Annotated in this window: 11 protein-coding genes; 7 read left to right on the top strand and 4 right to left on the bottom strand. The window is 42.1% G+C overall.

The window, feature by feature from the left end:
* Positions 1-406: 406 nt before the first annotated feature.
* Entirely contained in the window at positions 407-1,846 is a 1,440-nt protein-coding gene (locus NIES592_RS21235; RefSeq protein WP_073556807.1) for an LCP family protein, read from the bottom strand.
* A gap of 118 nt (positions 1,847-1,964) precedes the next feature.
* On the opposite strand from NIES592_RS21235, the gene NIES592_RS21240 reads away from it, so the two are divergent.
* Positions 1,965-3,029: a mannose-1-phosphate guanylyltransferase gene (locus NIES592_RS21240; protein ID WP_073556808.1), complete on the top strand. Its 1,065-nt coding sequence runs from the start codon at positions 1,965-1,967 to the stop codon at positions 3,027-3,029.
* A gap of 64 nt (positions 3,030-3,093) precedes the next feature.
* Here the strand turns inward: NIES592_RS21240 and NIES592_RS21245 are convergent, their stop codons facing one another.
* A complete protein-coding gene (locus NIES592_RS21245) occupies positions 3,094-5,688 on the bottom strand; it encodes a M1 family metallopeptidase (protein ID WP_073556809.1) in 2,595 nt (864 codons plus the stop codon).
* A 619-nt stretch (positions 5,689-6,307) separates the two neighbouring features.
* Here NIES592_RS21245 and NIES592_RS21250 point away from each other — a divergent pair.
* Both NIES592_RS21250 and NIES592_RS21255 read left to right on the top strand, forming a co-directional pair.
* Complete coding sequence (locus NIES592_RS21250; RefSeq protein WP_073556810.1) at positions 6,308-7,783, top strand: 16S rRNA (cytosine(967)-C(5))-methyltransferase; 1,476 nt, start codon at positions 6,308-6,310, stop codon at positions 7,781-7,783.
* A 57-nt stretch (positions 7,784-7,840) separates the two neighbouring features.
* A complete protein-coding gene (locus NIES592_RS21255; RefSeq protein WP_009455010.1) occupies positions 7,841-8,266 on the top strand; it encodes a tellurite resistance TerB family protein in 426 nt (141 codons plus the stop codon).
* A gap of 84 nt (positions 8,267-8,350) precedes the next feature.
* Here the strand turns inward: NIES592_RS21255 and psb35 are convergent, their stop codons facing one another.
* Both psb35 and NIES592_RS21265 read right to left on the bottom strand, forming a co-directional pair.
* Positions 8,351-8,572 (bottom strand): photosystem II assembly protein Psb35, encoded by a 222-nt coding sequence (psb35, locus tag NIES592_RS21260; protein WP_009455011.1) that lies wholly within the window; start codon positions 8,570-8,572, stop codon positions 8,351-8,353.
* 508 nt (positions 8,573-9,080) lie between these two features.
* The gene (locus NIES592_RS21265) at positions 9,081-11,555 is read right to left on the bottom strand and encodes a transglycosylase domain-containing protein (RefSeq protein ID WP_073556811.1); all 2,475 of its coding nucleotides are present in this window, start codon (positions 11,553-11,555) and stop codon (positions 9,081-9,083) included.
* A 200-nt stretch (positions 11,556-11,755) separates the two neighbouring features.
* Between NIES592_RS21265 and folK the strand changes: the two genes are divergently transcribed.
* The 4 genes from folK (at position 11,756) to NIES592_RS21285 (ending at position 16,624) form a co-directional block, all read left to right on the top strand.
* Positions 11,756-12,304 (top strand): 2-amino-4-hydroxy-6-hydroxymethyldihydropteridine diphosphokinase, encoded by a 549-nt coding sequence (gene folK / locus NIES592_RS21270; RefSeq protein ID WP_073556812.1) that lies wholly within the window; start codon positions 11,756-11,758, stop codon positions 12,302-12,304.
* Positions 12,305-12,434: 130 nt separating this feature from the next.
* Positions 12,435-13,001 carry an NUDIX hydrolase gene (locus tag NIES592_RS21275; protein WP_009455015.1) on the top strand — a complete coding sequence of 189 codons (567 nt, stop codon included), beginning with the start codon at positions 12,435-12,437 and terminating at the stop codon, positions 12,999-13,001.
* Positions 13,002-14,112: 1,111 nt separating this feature from the next.
* Positions 14,113-14,394 (top strand): 4a-hydroxytetrahydrobiopterin dehydratase, encoded by a 282-nt coding sequence (locus tag NIES592_RS21280; protein WP_073556813.1) that lies wholly within the window; start codon positions 14,113-14,115, stop codon positions 14,392-14,394.
* Between the two features lie 418 nt (positions 14,395-14,812).
* A complete protein-coding gene (locus tag NIES592_RS21285; protein WP_073556814.1) occupies positions 14,813-16,624 on the top strand; it encodes an iron uptake porin in 1,812 nt (603 codons plus the stop codon).
* Positions 16,625-16,816 lie beyond the last annotated feature (192 nt).

The raw sequence follows: 16,816 nt of genomic DNA on the forward strand, positions 1-16,816 counted from the left end.
GAACACCGATGCACACCGATAAACACCGATAATCCATCTGTGTTCATCTTTTTTCAACCTTAAAAACATGATTTTGCCATAGTTCTAATTCACGTCAGGCGTAAATCCGTAGCGAATAAAATCCTGAAAAACTCTGCGAACCCTTGCGTTGACTTTGCGTCCCTCTGCGTTAAAAAAAGCTACGATTTTATGGAAACCTGTACTCAGTGTTCAAACAGATATAATATCAGTTATTCTTCCCCAGAATAGCAGGTTTGGCATTTAGCATTACCCATAAAAATGCAAGAGCCAAAATCAAAATTATGCCTAATAAGCGCAGCAAAATTTTTGACATAACAGCAGTGTTGTTTGTTGGTAGTTGGTGGTGATTCCAAACAACCATCAACTACTAACAACTAACAAATGACTACTTCCAATCTTTTCCAATTCTAATAGTGAGATCAGATTCTATGTCACCCGTTGCTGAGACTTCAATAGTTCCCAAACCCAAGATTTTTTGCAGTTGTTCTGCGGCTTGGCGGTTGCCTTTTTGGGCAATAATCTTAGTTTCGCTACGCCCGTCAGGCCAATCTGAGGTAGTGTAAACGTTTTTGAAGCCTTTGCTTTTAAGAGAGTTGATCACCTTGCCAGTTAGCTGGGGTTGATTGGAGGCATTTTGAATAGCAATTTTTAGACTAGGTAGCGATCGCGTATCTGGTTTCAAACCACCTATACTTACTCCAGTATAGTTATTTAGCAGGTCAACTTTTCCAGTTAGATTCAACCAATAACTATCCGGGTCTGCACTTAAACGACTAAAAATACCTGGTAGCATGGTCATTTGGAAATTATCCCGCTCCATATTCAAAGAGAAGTTGACCAGTGCCATCATCTCTTCGACTTTCAGGTTTGTGTCAAAGTACTTGCCCATAATGTGGACTAACTGTGGCAACCTGGGTAAAACCGTGGGACTAAACAAGCGTTCGCGTAACCCCATCAGCAATGCTTGCTGTCGCTGTACTCTTTGGAGATCTCCAGTGTTCGCTTCACGGTAACGCACAAACTGTTCAGCTTGTTCACCGTTGAGAGTTTGCCAACCACTAACTAAATTAATTGAAAACTTGCCAGCGGAGTCTTTGTATTCCATTGGTTTGGGGACGAACACTTCTACGCCACCCAACTGATCTACTAACTGCCGTAACCCACTAGTAGAAATACGGATGTAGCGATCAATAGGTGCATTACTCAGAGTCCGACTCACAACCCGCGCCGCCAAAACTGGCCCCCCTTGGGCGTTGGCTTGGGATACTTTAGTTAATCCCTTTGATTCTGGGATCGCAATCATGGTATCCCTGGGAATCGAAAGCACCCGTATGGTGTTGTTTTCTGGGTTTAGCCTTACCAACAACATGGTATCGCTGCTACCAGCATAACTTTCTGGAGAACCATCAACCTTACCACGGACTGGTTCGATACCCATAATTAGAATATTCATTGGGCGTGTGAGCTTATATTGAGAAATATTGCTCCAAATCTCCCCTGGTAATGGCGTTTTTTCTGCGTCTGGCCCGCCCATGCCTAATTCTTCATCTGTTCGATCTATGTCGCTCCAAAGCGGAGTCCAAAGCGCTAAAGTCGATACTAATAACCCTGAAAGCGTGATCCCTACAACTATTGTCAACAGCCAAAATAGCCACCGAGGCATTGCCAAACCCAACCTTTGATAAAGTTGGCTGGGTATGGAACCTACAGATTCTACAAACTGAGATGATACATTCGCTTGTTGTTGTGGGTTTGCCTCATCAGTAGATTTTTGTGCTTGTTGAGATTTACCCTGATTTTTGATCTGTGCTACTTGCTTAACCACAAACTATCTCCCCACTCATCCACTCCCTAAACCTAATGTTAATCTAAGCAACCAATCTTGCCAGTGATGAAGACCACAGTACACTTAGTAGTGTTCTTAAGTAAGTTTCTATGACAACATGACTAGAGCATTGTTCCCTGTAATTCTTGCTGGTGGTAAAGGTGAACGCTTTTGGCCCCTAAGTCGTCAAAATCGACCCAAACAATTTTTAAACCTAGATGGTAGCTCTAGAAGTCTTCTACAAGCAACGGCTGATCGGCTGCTACCACTAGCAGGCGGTTGGGATCGCTTGTTGGTGATTACTTCTAGTCAGATAGCCCAAGGAGTTAAGGAACAACTGCCCGAACTACCACCAAATAACTTGCTAGTCGAGTCTCAAGGAAGGGACACAGCCGCCGCAGTTGCTTGGACAAGCTTGGAAATCAACAAGCGTCACGGGGATGACGCTATTATCGGCTTTTTCCCTGCTGACCACTGGATTGCTGACCAAAATGTTTTTGCACACACAATAAATGCAGCAATTGAACTGGCAGCAAACACAGCAGCAATTGTTACACTGGGGATCAAGCCCACCTTTCCCTCAACTGGCTACGGTTACATAGAACAAGGCGAAAAGATTGGTTGCTTTAATGACTTGCCAGCTTATCATGTCAACCGTTTTACTGAAAAGCCTGACCGTCAAACGGCAGAAAATTTTCTCGCGACGGGACGTTTTAGCTGGAATAGCGGGATGTTTATTTTCCGGGCGGGTGTTGTTCTTAAGGAACTGCATATCCACGCCCCAGAAATTATTGAACCGTTGATACAGCACGGTCCTCATATCTATCCCCAGTTACCTAAGAAGAGTATAGACTATGCGCTCATGGAAAAAACGAATTTGACACATGTCTTACCAGTAGATTTTGGCTGGGATGACTTAGGTGATTGGAATGCGATCGAACGTTTATTAAAAAAAGAAGATTCCCCAAATGTAGAATTAGGAACTCATGTGGGGTTAGATACTAAGGGTGCTATTGTTTATACTAACAATGCTGATGAGGTAGTTGTCACTATTGGTCTAGAAGATTTAGTAATTGTGCGCGATCGCAACGTGACTCTTGTTGTCAAAAAAGACCGTACTCAAGAAATCAAGCAAATCTTGAAAACTTTACAAAGTGATCCCCGATTTATGGAATTGTTGTAATAGGGTTGATGGTTGGTCGTTGGTTGTTGTTTGGAACTACCAACCATCAACCACCAACAAACAACTACTTCGCCTTCGCTTCTAAGTTTTCCAAACGACTTCTCAGTTCTTGATTTTGTTGTTTGAGTTGATCAAGTTCCTCGCGCAGTTGTTTGACTGCGTTGTCTGTACCAATATTCTTTTGCACTTTGGCAATTTCTTCTTCCGCATAGCGGCGTACGCGCCCATCTGCTGTTTGATCCCCAAGGGATTGCAAGATACTGATGGCTTTGGGAGTTTCCATATTTCCCAAGGCTGTCACTACCGCCACTTGAGTTAAGAAGAATCTTTCTTTAGCAAGTTCTGCCAAATGGTCTAAGATTCGCTCTACATTGGCAGGAGTTTGACCAACACAGACTGTACCTAATGCCCGAATTGCTGTCAAACGCAAAGGCTGAGGAACGCCTATTTTAGTGTATTCCAAAATCAGATTTAAGGCTGCTTCGGAAGTTTTGAGTTTTGCTAAACCAGCGATCGCCCCACTGCGTACGACTTCATTCCAACCAGCTTTTGCTTCTAAAACTGTTTTTAGCAGTTTCAAAACTTTTTCTTCTTTGGGTTTTTCCTCCAAACTGGCGGCTGCAATTGTACCAACTGCGCGGGCTGCTGCTGCTTCTACATAGTAGCTAGCATCTCCATTTTCAACTACTTCTTTGACAGCCTTATAACTGGCGTAGGTTTTGATTTTTGCCAGTGCCTCTACTACAGCTCGACGTACATTAGGATTATCATCTTTTAACCCTAGCACTAAAGCATCAAAGGTTTGGTCTAATTTGATTTCTGCGATTTGGGCAGCTACTTCTGCACGTACACCCCAAAAAGGATCTTTTTGCAGTGCTGTTTCTAGTGCTTTGAGGACTTCTAATCCTCCTTTTTTCGCCAAGGCTTCCGCTGCATAAATGCGCGAAATTGGATTGGGATCAAATTCTAACTGTGCTTTTAACTCTGGTACTGGGTACTCCAAAGCAACAGTTTTCAAGAAATTATTCCCCACATCAAAGCTGACAAACAGCGGTTTCTCTTCTAGTGGAAAATAGAAAGCTTGTTCACGTTCGTGAACCCGTACCTTGAAAATTTTTAATTCCGCAGTAGCACCATTTTTGGCATAACCAAAACCAATGGGAATTCGCAGGTCAAATAAATCACTGCTACTACCATTCTTATCAGATGATGCTTGGGTTTGAGTCACCGTCACTTTAGCCAGGTTAGCATCCCCATCCCAAGAGTATGTCACTTTGAAATCGGGATGCCCACCACGGTAAACATACTGGTCAAATAGAAATAATAAATTACGTCCAGTTGCCTTTTCGATCGCCCGGAGTAAATCTATTGTTTCTACGGTTTTATGGGCATTATCCTGGACAAATGTCTGCATAGCTTGCCAAAACATTTCGTCGCCCAACTCCGTACGGATCATGTGATATACACAAGACCCTTTTTCATAGATGTGGCGATCATAAAGTTCGATCGCTTCTCGGTAGACGTGTGTCACCATCGGGCGGCGATAGCGCCCACTATCTTCTGCTAGATAGCTGCGGGCTTCTCCTAAGCGGTAGTAAGCTGCTTCATCTGCACCATACTCATGCTCTGTCCACATTACCTCAGAATAAGAGGCCATGCCTTCTTTTACCCAAGCATGTGACCAGTGCTTGATGACAACTAAATCACCAAACCATTGGTGTGCTAGTTCGTGGACTACTAAACTTTCTGTGTTGCGGTTATCTAATGCTGCTCTGGCATCCAGCAAACATCTATCTGTTAACAGTGTGGTGGAAGTGTTTTCCATGCCACCAAAGATAAAATCATCAACGCAGACTTGGGCATACTTGGAATAGGCATAAACGTAGCCATATTTTTCACTGAGAAACTCCATCATTCGGGGAGTTTTGCCCATACTGCGTTTGGCGTCTGCTTCCCGTCCCTTTTCTACGTAGTATGTAACAGGTATTCCGTTCCACTCATCGCGAATTTCCGCAAAGTCACCTACTGCCAATGTCATCAAATAGGTAGGATGAATTTGCTGCTGCGACCAGTGATATATTTTGTAATCACCGTCTACTTCTGTAGCAATGAGTTCACCATTGGAAATGGCAATCAGTGGTTTGGGAACACGGACACGAATCTCGGAAGTAGACAACTGTCCTGGGTAGTCAAAGCAAGGAAACCAGAAGCGTGAGTCTTCATCTTCACCCTGTGTCCAAACTTGGGTGGGTTTGTGGGGATAATGTTTATTTGGTTGGATGAAGTAGATCCCCCGTTGGGGCTTTTGCACAGAGTAGGCGATCGCGATCACCAGTCGTTGATGAAGAAGGGTAGGTGAATGTAGTTTAATCGACAGCTTTTCACCGTCGTAATCAAACTTCTGCTGTACCTCATCCACAAAGACAGATTCAATGTTCAAGTTAACAGCATCCAAGATTAAACGGTCAATTCCGTTACGGATGGGCAATAAAGTAATATTGCACTTACCTTGAACGCTCTGGTTGGGAATATCTAAATCGAGATCCAGAAAAATATGTTCAACCTGTCCGGGGCGATCAGGGTTATAGTGTGGTCTTGCCCCTGGCAGTTCAAAAGATTTGTAACGGTGATTTTCTGTATCAAAAAAATAATAAGACATTGATGCTTACTGACCTTTTAATCCTGATAACTCTAAATGGATTTAGTTAACAAAAAAGAAAAGAAGTAAAAAATTGAAAAGTTGCTACATAGTACACTTTTCCCAAATCGACCCTTGATGCTCCCTGTTGTCATTTAGTCGAGAGTGTCCTACGCTCTATTCGGTTTTCATCGAGTAAAAATACTCCAAACATTTATATAGCTTTAGGATAGCTTGTTGCTATCGTTAATATTAAATTTTTTTCGATGAAGAACAGAAAATTTCTTAAATTTTATCTTCATACTTGTGTGGGAGATTTAGATTCATTGACAATTTAAGTTTTTTTATTTACTACTCAATCAGTAAATTCAACTAAGAGGGTAGATAAAAGCAATAAGACTAAGCACCCAAAACAAATTCTTTGTCTTGATGACAAATTCATAAAAATACAATAATAGAATAAAAATACCTAAAATAAAAACTTGATGTTTTGAATTCGTGATAAATTAACAGCCGCAGTTGTAGTCAAAAGTGATGAGTATATGGGTATAGGGGTGTTAGAGTATCGGTGAAAATTAATTTAAAATTTATTTAATCATTTAAAAATCTTAGAATTGGTATAAGAGAACTCAGAATTACATTGCAACATCAAAAATCTAGAAATCAAAATATTTCACCCCGGCAACTAGCTTTTATTGCCTTGCGAGAAGTCCACAAGGGAGCTTATGCTGATGTGGCACTAGACCGAGTGTTAGCAAAAGCAGACATAGCAGATAGTGAAGTTGGTGCAAAGATGGTTAGTGATCGCCGTTTAGTCACAGAATTAGTCTACGGCTGCACCAGAAGACAGCGCACTCTCGATGCTATTGTCGATCAACTTGCCAAAAAGAAATCCCATCAGCAACCCAAAGACCTCCGCACAATCCTACATTTAGGCTTATATCAGTTGCTGTATCAAGAACGAATTCCTCCTAGTGCGGCTGTGAATACCACTGTGCAATTAGCTAAGGAAAATGGTTTTGCAGGACTGGCTGGTTTTGTGAATGGTTTATTGCGGCAGTTTCTTCGCGTCATGGAAGAGGAGGTGGGGAGAACCGGAGGTGGGGTGACTGGGAATACAGATGAAATATTCTCTGCGTCACCAAGTCTTTCCTTCCTTACATCTTTCTTGCAGCTATCAGAAAACCCAGTCGAACGGTTGGGTATTCTACACAGTTTTCCTGACTGGATAATTCAAGTTTGGATAGACCAATTTGGGGTGATGGAAACAGAGAAACTGTGTATCTGGATGAACCAAACCCCAGCAATTGATTTGCGGGTGAATCCCCTTCGCGCTGATTTAGAAACAGTAGAAGCAGCATTGCAGGCGGCTGGTATTTCTTGTCAACGTCTTTCCCACCTCCCACAAGCTTTACGGTTGTTGAGTCACCCTGGTCAAATTCAAAATCTGCCTGGCTTTAATCAAGGTTGGTGGAGTATCCAAGATAGTAGCGCCCAACTGGTCGGTCATTTCCTTGATCCCCAAATAAAAGAAGTAGTGATTGATAGTTGTGCTGCACCCGGTGGTAAAACCACTCATATTGCCGAGTTAATGCAGGATACGGGGAAAATTTGGGCGTGCGATCGCACTGCTTCCCGGATGCGGAAACTTCAAGAAAATATGCAACGGCTTCATCTCAAGTCTATAGAAATTTGCATTGGTGACAGCCGCAATTTATCTCAATTTCGTAACTCTGCTGACCGTGTTTTACTTGATGCTCCTTGTTCTGGTTTGGGGACTCTACATCGTCATGCTGATGCGCGCTGGCGACAAACACCAGACTCAGTCAAAGAACTTTCCGTCCTGCAAAAAGAATTAATATCACATACAAGCACTTTTGTCAAGGAAGGAGGGGTACTAGTTTATGCTACCTGTACATTGCATCCAGCGGAAAATGAAACCATCATAGAATCATTTCTCACAGAAAACCCTGATTGGAAAATAGAGACTCCTTCTGGAAATGTATCTTTTCATAGGTATTCCACATCACAAGGCTGGCTGAAAATTGTACCTCATCAATATGACATGGATGGCTTTTTTATAGTTCGTTTAAGAAAAACCGATGATTCAGGGTGAATACTGTTAGCAGTTGTAAGATTTCAAGGAGGGCAGAGTCAACTATAGGAGGCTGTGATGTCAGTGAACTCCAGTAACGTCAAAAACTTAGTTAAAATTCTGATTGGAGCAGCTTGGATAGATGGCAGAATCCAAGCTGAAGAAAGGCAATATCTGCATCAAATAGCTCAAGAGAAGGGGGTAGCCAGCGATCCAGATATTAAGCCCTTATTGTACGAATTAGTTCCCGTGAAGCCAATCGAATGCTACGACTGGGTAAAGGAATATTTAGGTGAACATCCGAGTATGGAAGATTGCCAAAATCTGATTCAAGCCATCAGTGGTTTAATTTACAGTGATGATGAAGTGGCAATAGAAGAAGCAAAACTGCTGATGAAATTACAACAATTACCCACCCAAGAGCAATCAACCCAAGCCGGATTAAATGCCCTTCTCAAACAAATTCAAAAGCTTTACCGTCGTTGGGTTGAAATTCAAAATTAATCATTTTCAAAAGTCTATTGTCAAGTGTCTATAGTCAAGATTTTTTCACTATTGACCATTGACTATTGACCATTGACCAAATGACTATTTCGGTTTACCTAAACCAGGTGTTTCGTCTTTGTCAACTTTGGGAACAAAGTCAGGGCGTTCTTTATCTTCCCAGCCTACGGGGCGCTTGGAATTATACCAAGCAATTGAACCAATTGTGACAGCAGCAATAAAGCCAATTACATAGACCGCAGTAAAAGCCAAAGGGAAATGAGGTTCATTAGCTGCTTGTGCTGCTGCTTGCATTAATAAATTCATGAGTATAATCTCCTAAAATAAGTAACACTACTTAAAAACTTATAAAAAGAGCATACCACCCACATCCCCCACAAGTCAGAGGGGAGGGGAGGAAATTGGTAATCAGTAGTGAGTGGTTATTAGTTAGTTGTTGGTTGTTGATTGTTGGTTGTTGATTCTTGGTTGCTGGTTAGTAGTTGTTTAATACTTACTCCTCACACCCCACCCTGCGGGAAGCCTATGAGCGCGTCTACACACTCCTCACACTCCTCACACTCCACCCTGCGGGAAGCCTATGAGCGCGTCTACACACTCCTCACACTCCTCACACTCCACCCTGCGGGAAGCCTATGAGCGCGTCTACACACTCCTCACACTCCTCACACTCCACCCTTACGGGAAGCCTATGAGCGCGTCTACACACTCCTCACACTCCTCACACTCCTCACACCCCTCACACTCCACCCTTACGGGAAGCCGCTACGCGTCTACACACCCCTCACACTCCTCACACCCCCATCACCCCATTTCACTGTGAGGAACTTGGCTTGAGTCTTTCTCGCCAAGAAGATGTCGGTGTGGAACTAGAAGAAGTGTTAGTAGATGGCGTATACCTAATTCGAGGGATTACAAGGGTAGAGGAATTTGAATATTGTCTGCGTCGCCGTGATTGAGATGGCGAAGAATCACTATCAGAAGCTGATTCGTAACTACGATACCGACGCTGATAGCTTCTTTGGGAACTGGAGTCGTCAACCGCTTGCTGTTGTTGATAGCGGCGTCTGCGTCGTCTTGGGGTTTGTTCTTGCTGCTGTTCTTGTTGTTGATAATTAGTTCTTCTGTATCTTCTTCTGCGGGACGATCGCCCTTGGTTATTATTGGAATCTACCTGCTGAGTTTGCCCATCAGAATTCTCTTTGTTAGAAGGAGCAGGAGGATTAACAATTTTTTTAGGTTTGACGCGTTGTGCTTTAATGGTACCTTTGCGACCTTCTAATTTCGGTCGTTCAGGAAATTTTTCGACTGGTATTCCTTCTGTTGCTTTTTCCATGAATTCCCGCCAGGTATAAGCAGCTGTACTGCTACTACCCGCAGTTGGTTTGTTGTCGTCGTTACCTAACCATACGCCTGTTACTAACTGGGGTATGAAGCCAATAAACCACAAATCTCGAGCTTCATCGGTAGTACCAGTTTTACCTGCAACAGGTCTATCATTTAATTGAGCAGCAGCGCCTGTACCTGCACTGACCACATTACGTAACATCCAGGTCATAATTGCGGCACTTTCTGCATCTAAAGCGCGCTTTGGCTGAAAATTATCTCTCCAAATTACCTGCCCTTGGCGGTTGAGAATACGGGTGATGCCGTGGGGTTCTACGTGTAATCCCTGAGTAGCAAATGAACCATAAGCACTTGTTAGTTCTAGTAAATTTACTTCGTTTGAGCCAAGAGCTAGAGAATACATCGGCTTGAGTTCCGATTTAATTCCCATATCATGAGCAAGCTTAATTGTTGGCTCAAATCCTATATCCATCAATACTTTCACCGCAATAATATTTATTGACTTGGTGAGAGCATCTCTCATATTCATCCAGCCGTAGAAATTCTCACTGAAGTTTTTCGGCTCGTAATCATCTACAATTAGGGGTGCATCTTCATAACCATCATAGGGATTTTTACCAGTAGCGATCGCTGTTGCATACACAAATCCTTTAAAAGTCGATCCTGGCTGCCGTTGTGCCTGAGTAACACGATTAAATTGGTTTTTGCTAAAATCTTTTCCCCCAACCATTGCTTTGATTTCACCAGTACGGGGGTCGATCGCCACCAAAGCTCCTTCCTTAAAGTTTTCCCAGCGACCTTGATTACGTAAAGTTTTATCTACCGCTTCTTCTGCCATCTTCTGCCAAGATAAGTTTAGGGAGGTTTCTACCGTTAAACCGCCTGCATTCAAAACCTCTGGGGAAACATATTTAGGCAATTCTTTCTGGATATAACTAATAAAGTAGGGAGCTTCAACTTGCCAGCGTTTGGGTTGACTTGGCCTCACGACTAATTTTTCGCTAACTGCTATATCTTTCTCAATTTTGGTGATATACCCGTCTTCATACATCCGTTGCAAAACCAGATTCCGCCGCTGTTGGGCAGATGCTAAATTTACTTGGGGTGAAAAACGGTTTGGGGCTGGAGGTAAAGCAGCTATCGTTGCCATTTCCCCCAAAGTGAGTTCATGTACTGGTTTACTGAAATACACCCATGCTGCATCTGCAATTCCGTAGGCTCCAGAACCTAAATACACAAGATTGAGATAACGTTCTAAAATCTGCTCTTTAGACAATTGGTCTTCGATTTTCTGTGCTAGACGAGCTTCTTTGAGCTTACGCCAAATTGTCCGCTCTTGTTTGAGAAAGAGAATTCGTGCTAGCTGTTGGGTGATGGTGCTACCACCTTCGACGACGTTTTGCGATCGCAAATTATTTAAAACTGCTCTCACAATTCCTTGGGCATCAACACCATCGTGTTTGTAAAATCTTCTATCTTCTGAGGCAATAAAGGCTTTTTTGAATTTATCTGGTATTTCCTCTAGTTTCAACTGTTCTCTGGTTGCTTCTCCTTGCTGTTGCAAAATCGTCCCATCGGCAGCTTTGATGGTTAATGTTTGCTCTCTGACAACAGCAGTAAGTTCAGTTTTATTTGGTAATGTCTGGTCTATTGACCAAACTCCATAACAAACAGCAGCGACACCGCCGCTGACGCCCAAGCCAGCCCAAAACCAATAACGACGGTATAGCGGTTTGTGACTACCAGGGAACTTGGCAACTACCTGAGTTAATATCTGCTTGGCTTGGTCCAGTTTTGTTGGTGGTCGGTTGTCATCATGGTTTTGTTCACTTGTGGATTCCTCTTGTGCTTGGGTATCACCTACTGCCGACCCCGATTTTGCTGTTTGAGAATCACTCGATTTTGTAGTTTTTTCTTTAAACCAGGAGGTAAACTTCCCCACGTCAGCTCCTCACTTTCAGTAGTTCCAACCTAACCACCACGAAATTTTCAGATTGGTACACAACGTTTGTGTTTGTACAGTATCCTAATAAATTATTCACTTAATTCACTATATAACAAATAAGATTTCTTAAGACTAAGATTAAAGATATTTGCGAGATTTATACCTGCTGTTCAGTAATATTTGGAGTTGGAAAATAGTTGAAAATTTTTGCCAAGAGCAAACTACAGCCACAGACAACAAACGATGCCAGTAAAGATGAGTGGAAGCCTGTTGCAGTAGCTTTAGGTAGTAACATTGGAGATTCTTATACAATTTTAGAGAAGGCTATCAAAAATTTGGCTCAAATACCAGGTATTATCTTAGAAGCGAGATCCAATTGGTACAAAACTAAAGCTATAGGCCCACCACAACCAGATTATTTGAATGGTTGTGTGATCATGCAAGTCAATATGACACCAGATTTATTATTGGCAAGCTTGCTAGAAATAGAAAAAAAGTTTGGACGTATCCGCAAAGAGCGTTGGGCCCCTCGAACATTAGATTTAGATTTGTTGTTATATGATGACTTAATTTTGCATACATCAAACTTGCAAATTCCCCATCCGAGAATGCGGGAACGTGCTTTTGTCTTAGTACCGTTAGCAGAAATAGCTCCAAATTGGGTAGAGCCAGTCACCGGACGCTCAATTGAAGAACTAGCGAAGAATGTAGACTGTTCTGAAGTGCATTTGTTAACGAATATATGATTTTACAGCAATACAATTAGGCGTGTAGGGGCATCAGCGTATATGGATGTTGTAATTTAGTTGAAATTATTTGCCGTGAAACCCTTACACCCTTAAGCCTATCAACTTAATTAAACTAAAAAACTTAACTATGCCATTAGGTAGAGAATTACCCCAATTACTAAAACAACGTCTGTTCTACAGAGGACGTAAGTTTGATTTTGAAGTCAACCGCTTGCGTTTGCCTAACAAATCAGAAGGAGAATGGGAGTGCATTCGTCACCCTGGAGGTGCTTTAGCTGTACCTATAACGCCAGAGGGTAAACTGGTTCTCGTACGTCAGTATCGTTTTGCAGTTGGGGGAAGATTGTTAGAGTTTCCAGCAGGAACTGTGGAAGCGAACGAAGATCCCTTGGATACAGTGAAGCGGGAAATAGAAGAAGAAACTGGTTATCGCGCTCATAAGTGGCAAACATTGGGAGAATTTTTTATTGCCCCTGGATATTCTGATGAAGTTATTTATGCTTTTTTGGCTCAAGATTTAGAAAAGCTTGAAACACCACCAGCACAAGAAGAAGACGAGGATATAGAAACAGTTCTACTGACTCCACAAGAGTTGGAGAAAGCAATTCTACAAGGTGAACCTATAGATGCTAAATCGATTTCTAGCTTTTTTCTAGCTCGTAATTTCCTTTTGGGTGACAAAAAAGATAAGTAGTGATGCAAAATGTTAGATGCGATCGCTATATAGTAATCTGATTTGTTGATACTCCCCAAATTGAGCAAGTTTCGCTACGCTCACCCCTGGCATCACCAAGTAATTCAGAGTGGAAATTCAACCTAGATTTAGTTGCAGCAATCATTAAACCTTGTGCTATATTGTATTTATTGTTGTAAACAACCCAGAGTTAATCAACTCTGCCTTTTTGAGACTACGACCGCTTAGGCAACAAGGAGGTGATGCCCATGACAGATAGTAGTAAATGCATGGGTCATCAGGTTGCAGTAAACCGGCTGTGTGCCGGGGCTGTTCTCTAAAAGTCAGCTTTAGTCTTATTGAGAGACTAAGTTACCTCAAGCAGCTAAGCTGATTTGGAGTTCCATCCGGCAGTTAGGTTGCAACCTGAAGACCCAACTAGACCGCTCTTACCTAGATCACCTGATCTAAAGTAAGAGCGGATAGTTTTTTATATATATATTTTATAAGGGGACACGTTAGGGAAGGGGAACAGGTCGCACACGGGGATACAATGAATCAAGATAAAATACTCTCCCCTTCCGTATCTTTATAAATGCGTCATAAATGCGTCACTATGTCTAGTTATATGTGTGCCTAGTGTTTATCTGCCCTTCTGCCTTCTTCAAGGGTCAAACATCACTATAATTGGCATAGCTCTTGCTTAGTTTAAAAAACCATAATTGTGTATCAAATCATGGGAACCCTACGCAATTAACTGCGTCTTAGCATAGGGTAAATAAAGCTCTATATTTTAACGGAAAAGCCAAAATATCGTACTTTGAGCACAGGTCACAAAAAAGTCAAAAATTCCTTTAGGTAAAATCTACTATTTTTCATCTTGCTAGTTCATTATAAATAAAATAGGAGTCCGGATCATCACTTTATATTCTCGCTGCGATTATAGTTATTAGGTAATAGCCCAATTACTAATTACCCATTAGCGATACGGACGGATAGTATTTAAGTATTCAAGCGGACATCTTTGAGTCTTTCTGGTTAGATAAAAGTGTAAAATTTAGAGTAGTGATTTCCATGATCAACCTCCTCAGACACAAAATATTACTAACTCATCAAATTAGGAGTTGATGATATGGCGCAGTTACTTACAGAAGCAGAAATTCAGGATTTAGCAAATAACCTCTCAGGCTGGACTGTAGAGGGTTCAAAATTGTGCTGTCAGCGTAATTTTAAAGATTTTTTACAGGCAATGGAGTTTGTAAATAAACTTGTTGAACCCGCCGAGTCAGCAGGACATCATCCAGATATAGAGATTTCTTATAACAAAGTTAGAATTACACTGACAACCCATGATGCAGGTGGCTTAACACGGAAAGACTTTGAGTTAGCCAAGAAAATTTCTCAGATAAGTTAAGTAATATCTCTTAGTAGGTGAAATCAGAAATTACAACATACTTGTCTAAGTTTTAACAAGTAAATTGTGAATATGGTTTCTTAAGAGGCATCACCCTCATGATTTAGATCACTAAACTATGCTTGAAATTTCAAGATTAACCAAGGGAAATGTGACAGTTGTATATGCGAACTCTCACGTGTTGCCATCTGACTCAGATGTTTTATAATGACAAGCTATAAGGATATGTTTTTGCGTAAGTTAATCACATAAAACTTAACTTTGTAGAATTTAATTTACTGCTTAGCTTGGCAAAAACAAAAATTGTCTTTAAATAGGGCAATATGCCTCATCCACAGGTTTCAACAAGAAGTCGCGATTCGGCAATAGTTGCAGCAAACCATAATGTATAGAACGAGGTGTGAGGAGAACAGGAACGATGTCTAATATCTTGTGGAAATCATTGGTGGTCAGTCCAGCAGTTCTAGGAGCCACACTGTTGGTTTCAGCAACTGCGATCGCAGCTCCTAATAGCGCCACCCCTGAAGTCATCAAAGCAGATTTATCAACTAACCAACAACAAAGTAATTCCACACAAACAGGATTTACAGCTTCTGTTGTACCAACAGAAGCACCACAACAGTCAGATATCCTGGCTCAGGTACAACAACAAACACAGGCACAACAGCTAGCTCAAGTACAGCAGCAAACAGAAGTTAACGTCCTAGATCAAGTTAACCAATATGGTAGCGAAGGGAAAACCACTAATTCCCAAGCGCAAGTGACATCGGTTTCTCAGTTCTCCGACGTACAACCAACTGATTGGGCATTCCAGGCACTTCAGTCCTTAGTTGAGCGCTATGGCTGTATAGCAGGTTATCCTAACGGTACTTATCGTGGTAATCGTCCTTTGACCCGTTATGAATTTGCCGCAGGTTTAAATGCTTGTTTGGATCGGGTCAATGAATTAATTGCCACAGCGACAGCTGAGTTAGTTACCAAAGAAGATTTGGCGACCTTGCAGCGGTTACAAGAAGAATTTTCCGCAGAACTAGCAACCTTACGTGGTCGTGTAGATGCATTAGAAGCACGGACAGCGGAGTTGGAAGCTAACCAGTTCTCAACTACAACCAAACTAGTTGGTGAAGCGATCTTTGCTCTCACTGATACTTTTGGTAATGATGATAATGCTGACAACAACACTGTTTTCCAAAACAGGGTTCGTCTAGATTTGCAAACCAGCTTCACAGGTAGAGATGTTTTACACACCCGTCTTGCAACTGGGAATGCCCAGAGATTAGACATTGGTGCTGACGGTAGTGCTGAAGGTCTACAAACCTTTAACCTCACTGGTGACCCCAATAACAGCAACGACGTCTTTATAGACTGGTTGTCATACTACTTCCCGTTGGGTGATAATGCCAGAGTTTATGTTGCTGCTACTGGTGGTATTTGGAGCGACGTTGCTGCTACCGTTAACCCTTACTTTGAAGATTACGACGGTGGTAATGGTGCGTTGTCTACCTTTGCTTCCGAAAACCCCATCTTCCGTATTGGTGGTGGTGCTGGTGCAGCAGTTAACTTCGGTTTTGGCGAAAGACGCAGTTTCCTTCTACCAACTTCAGTCACAGTCGGTTACTTAGGATCTGAACCGAATAATCCTGGTGTAGGTTCAGGTATATTCAACGGTAACTATGCTGCTCTTGGACAACTGAACTTTAATTTAAGCGATCGCTTAGCAATAGCCGCAACTTACGTTCACGGCTATCATGGTGCAGGTAGTTCTCTATTCGATGCGGGTTCTGTAAATAACTCTGTAGTCGGTACTGCTCAAGCCAATACCTTGAGTACTACAGACGGATCTTCCAGTAATTCCTACGGCTTATCAGCAGCCTTTAGACCCAGCGATAGATTCTCGGTAAGTGGCTTCATTTCTTACCATGATGTCACTGGTGGCGGCACCGGTGATGACTTTGAAGCTTGGAGCTACGCTTTAGGAGTAGCCTTCCCAGACCTTGGTAAGAAAGGCAACGTACTGGGTATTTTCGCTGGTGCTGAACCCTATTCTCTCAACAGAGTTGCAGGCGTTAGAGATGGTGATGTACCGTACCACATTGAAGGCTTCTACAAATACCAAGTCAGCGATAATATTTCCATCACTCCTGGCATCATCTGGTTAACCGCTCCTGGTCAAAGTAGCGATAACGACGATGCCATCATCGGTACACTCAGAACAACCTTTACCTTCTAATTTAGTGAGTTGTTGGTAGTTGGTTGTTGATTGGTAGTTTTTTCCAATGCTGAAGAAACAACCAACAACAACAAAAATATTTTCCCCGCCTCAGGGCGGGGTTTTTTGTGTTTTTAATCGTAAAAATAACAAACCCCAGTGGAGAACCGGAGTATACTAAAAAAGTAAAAGGATCATTTCTTTCCCATTCTC

This window comes from Fischerella major NIES-592, from assembly GCF_001904645.1.
Lineage (GTDB): Bacteria > Cyanobacteriota > Cyanobacteriia > Cyanobacteriales > Nostocaceae > Fischerella > Fischerella thermalis.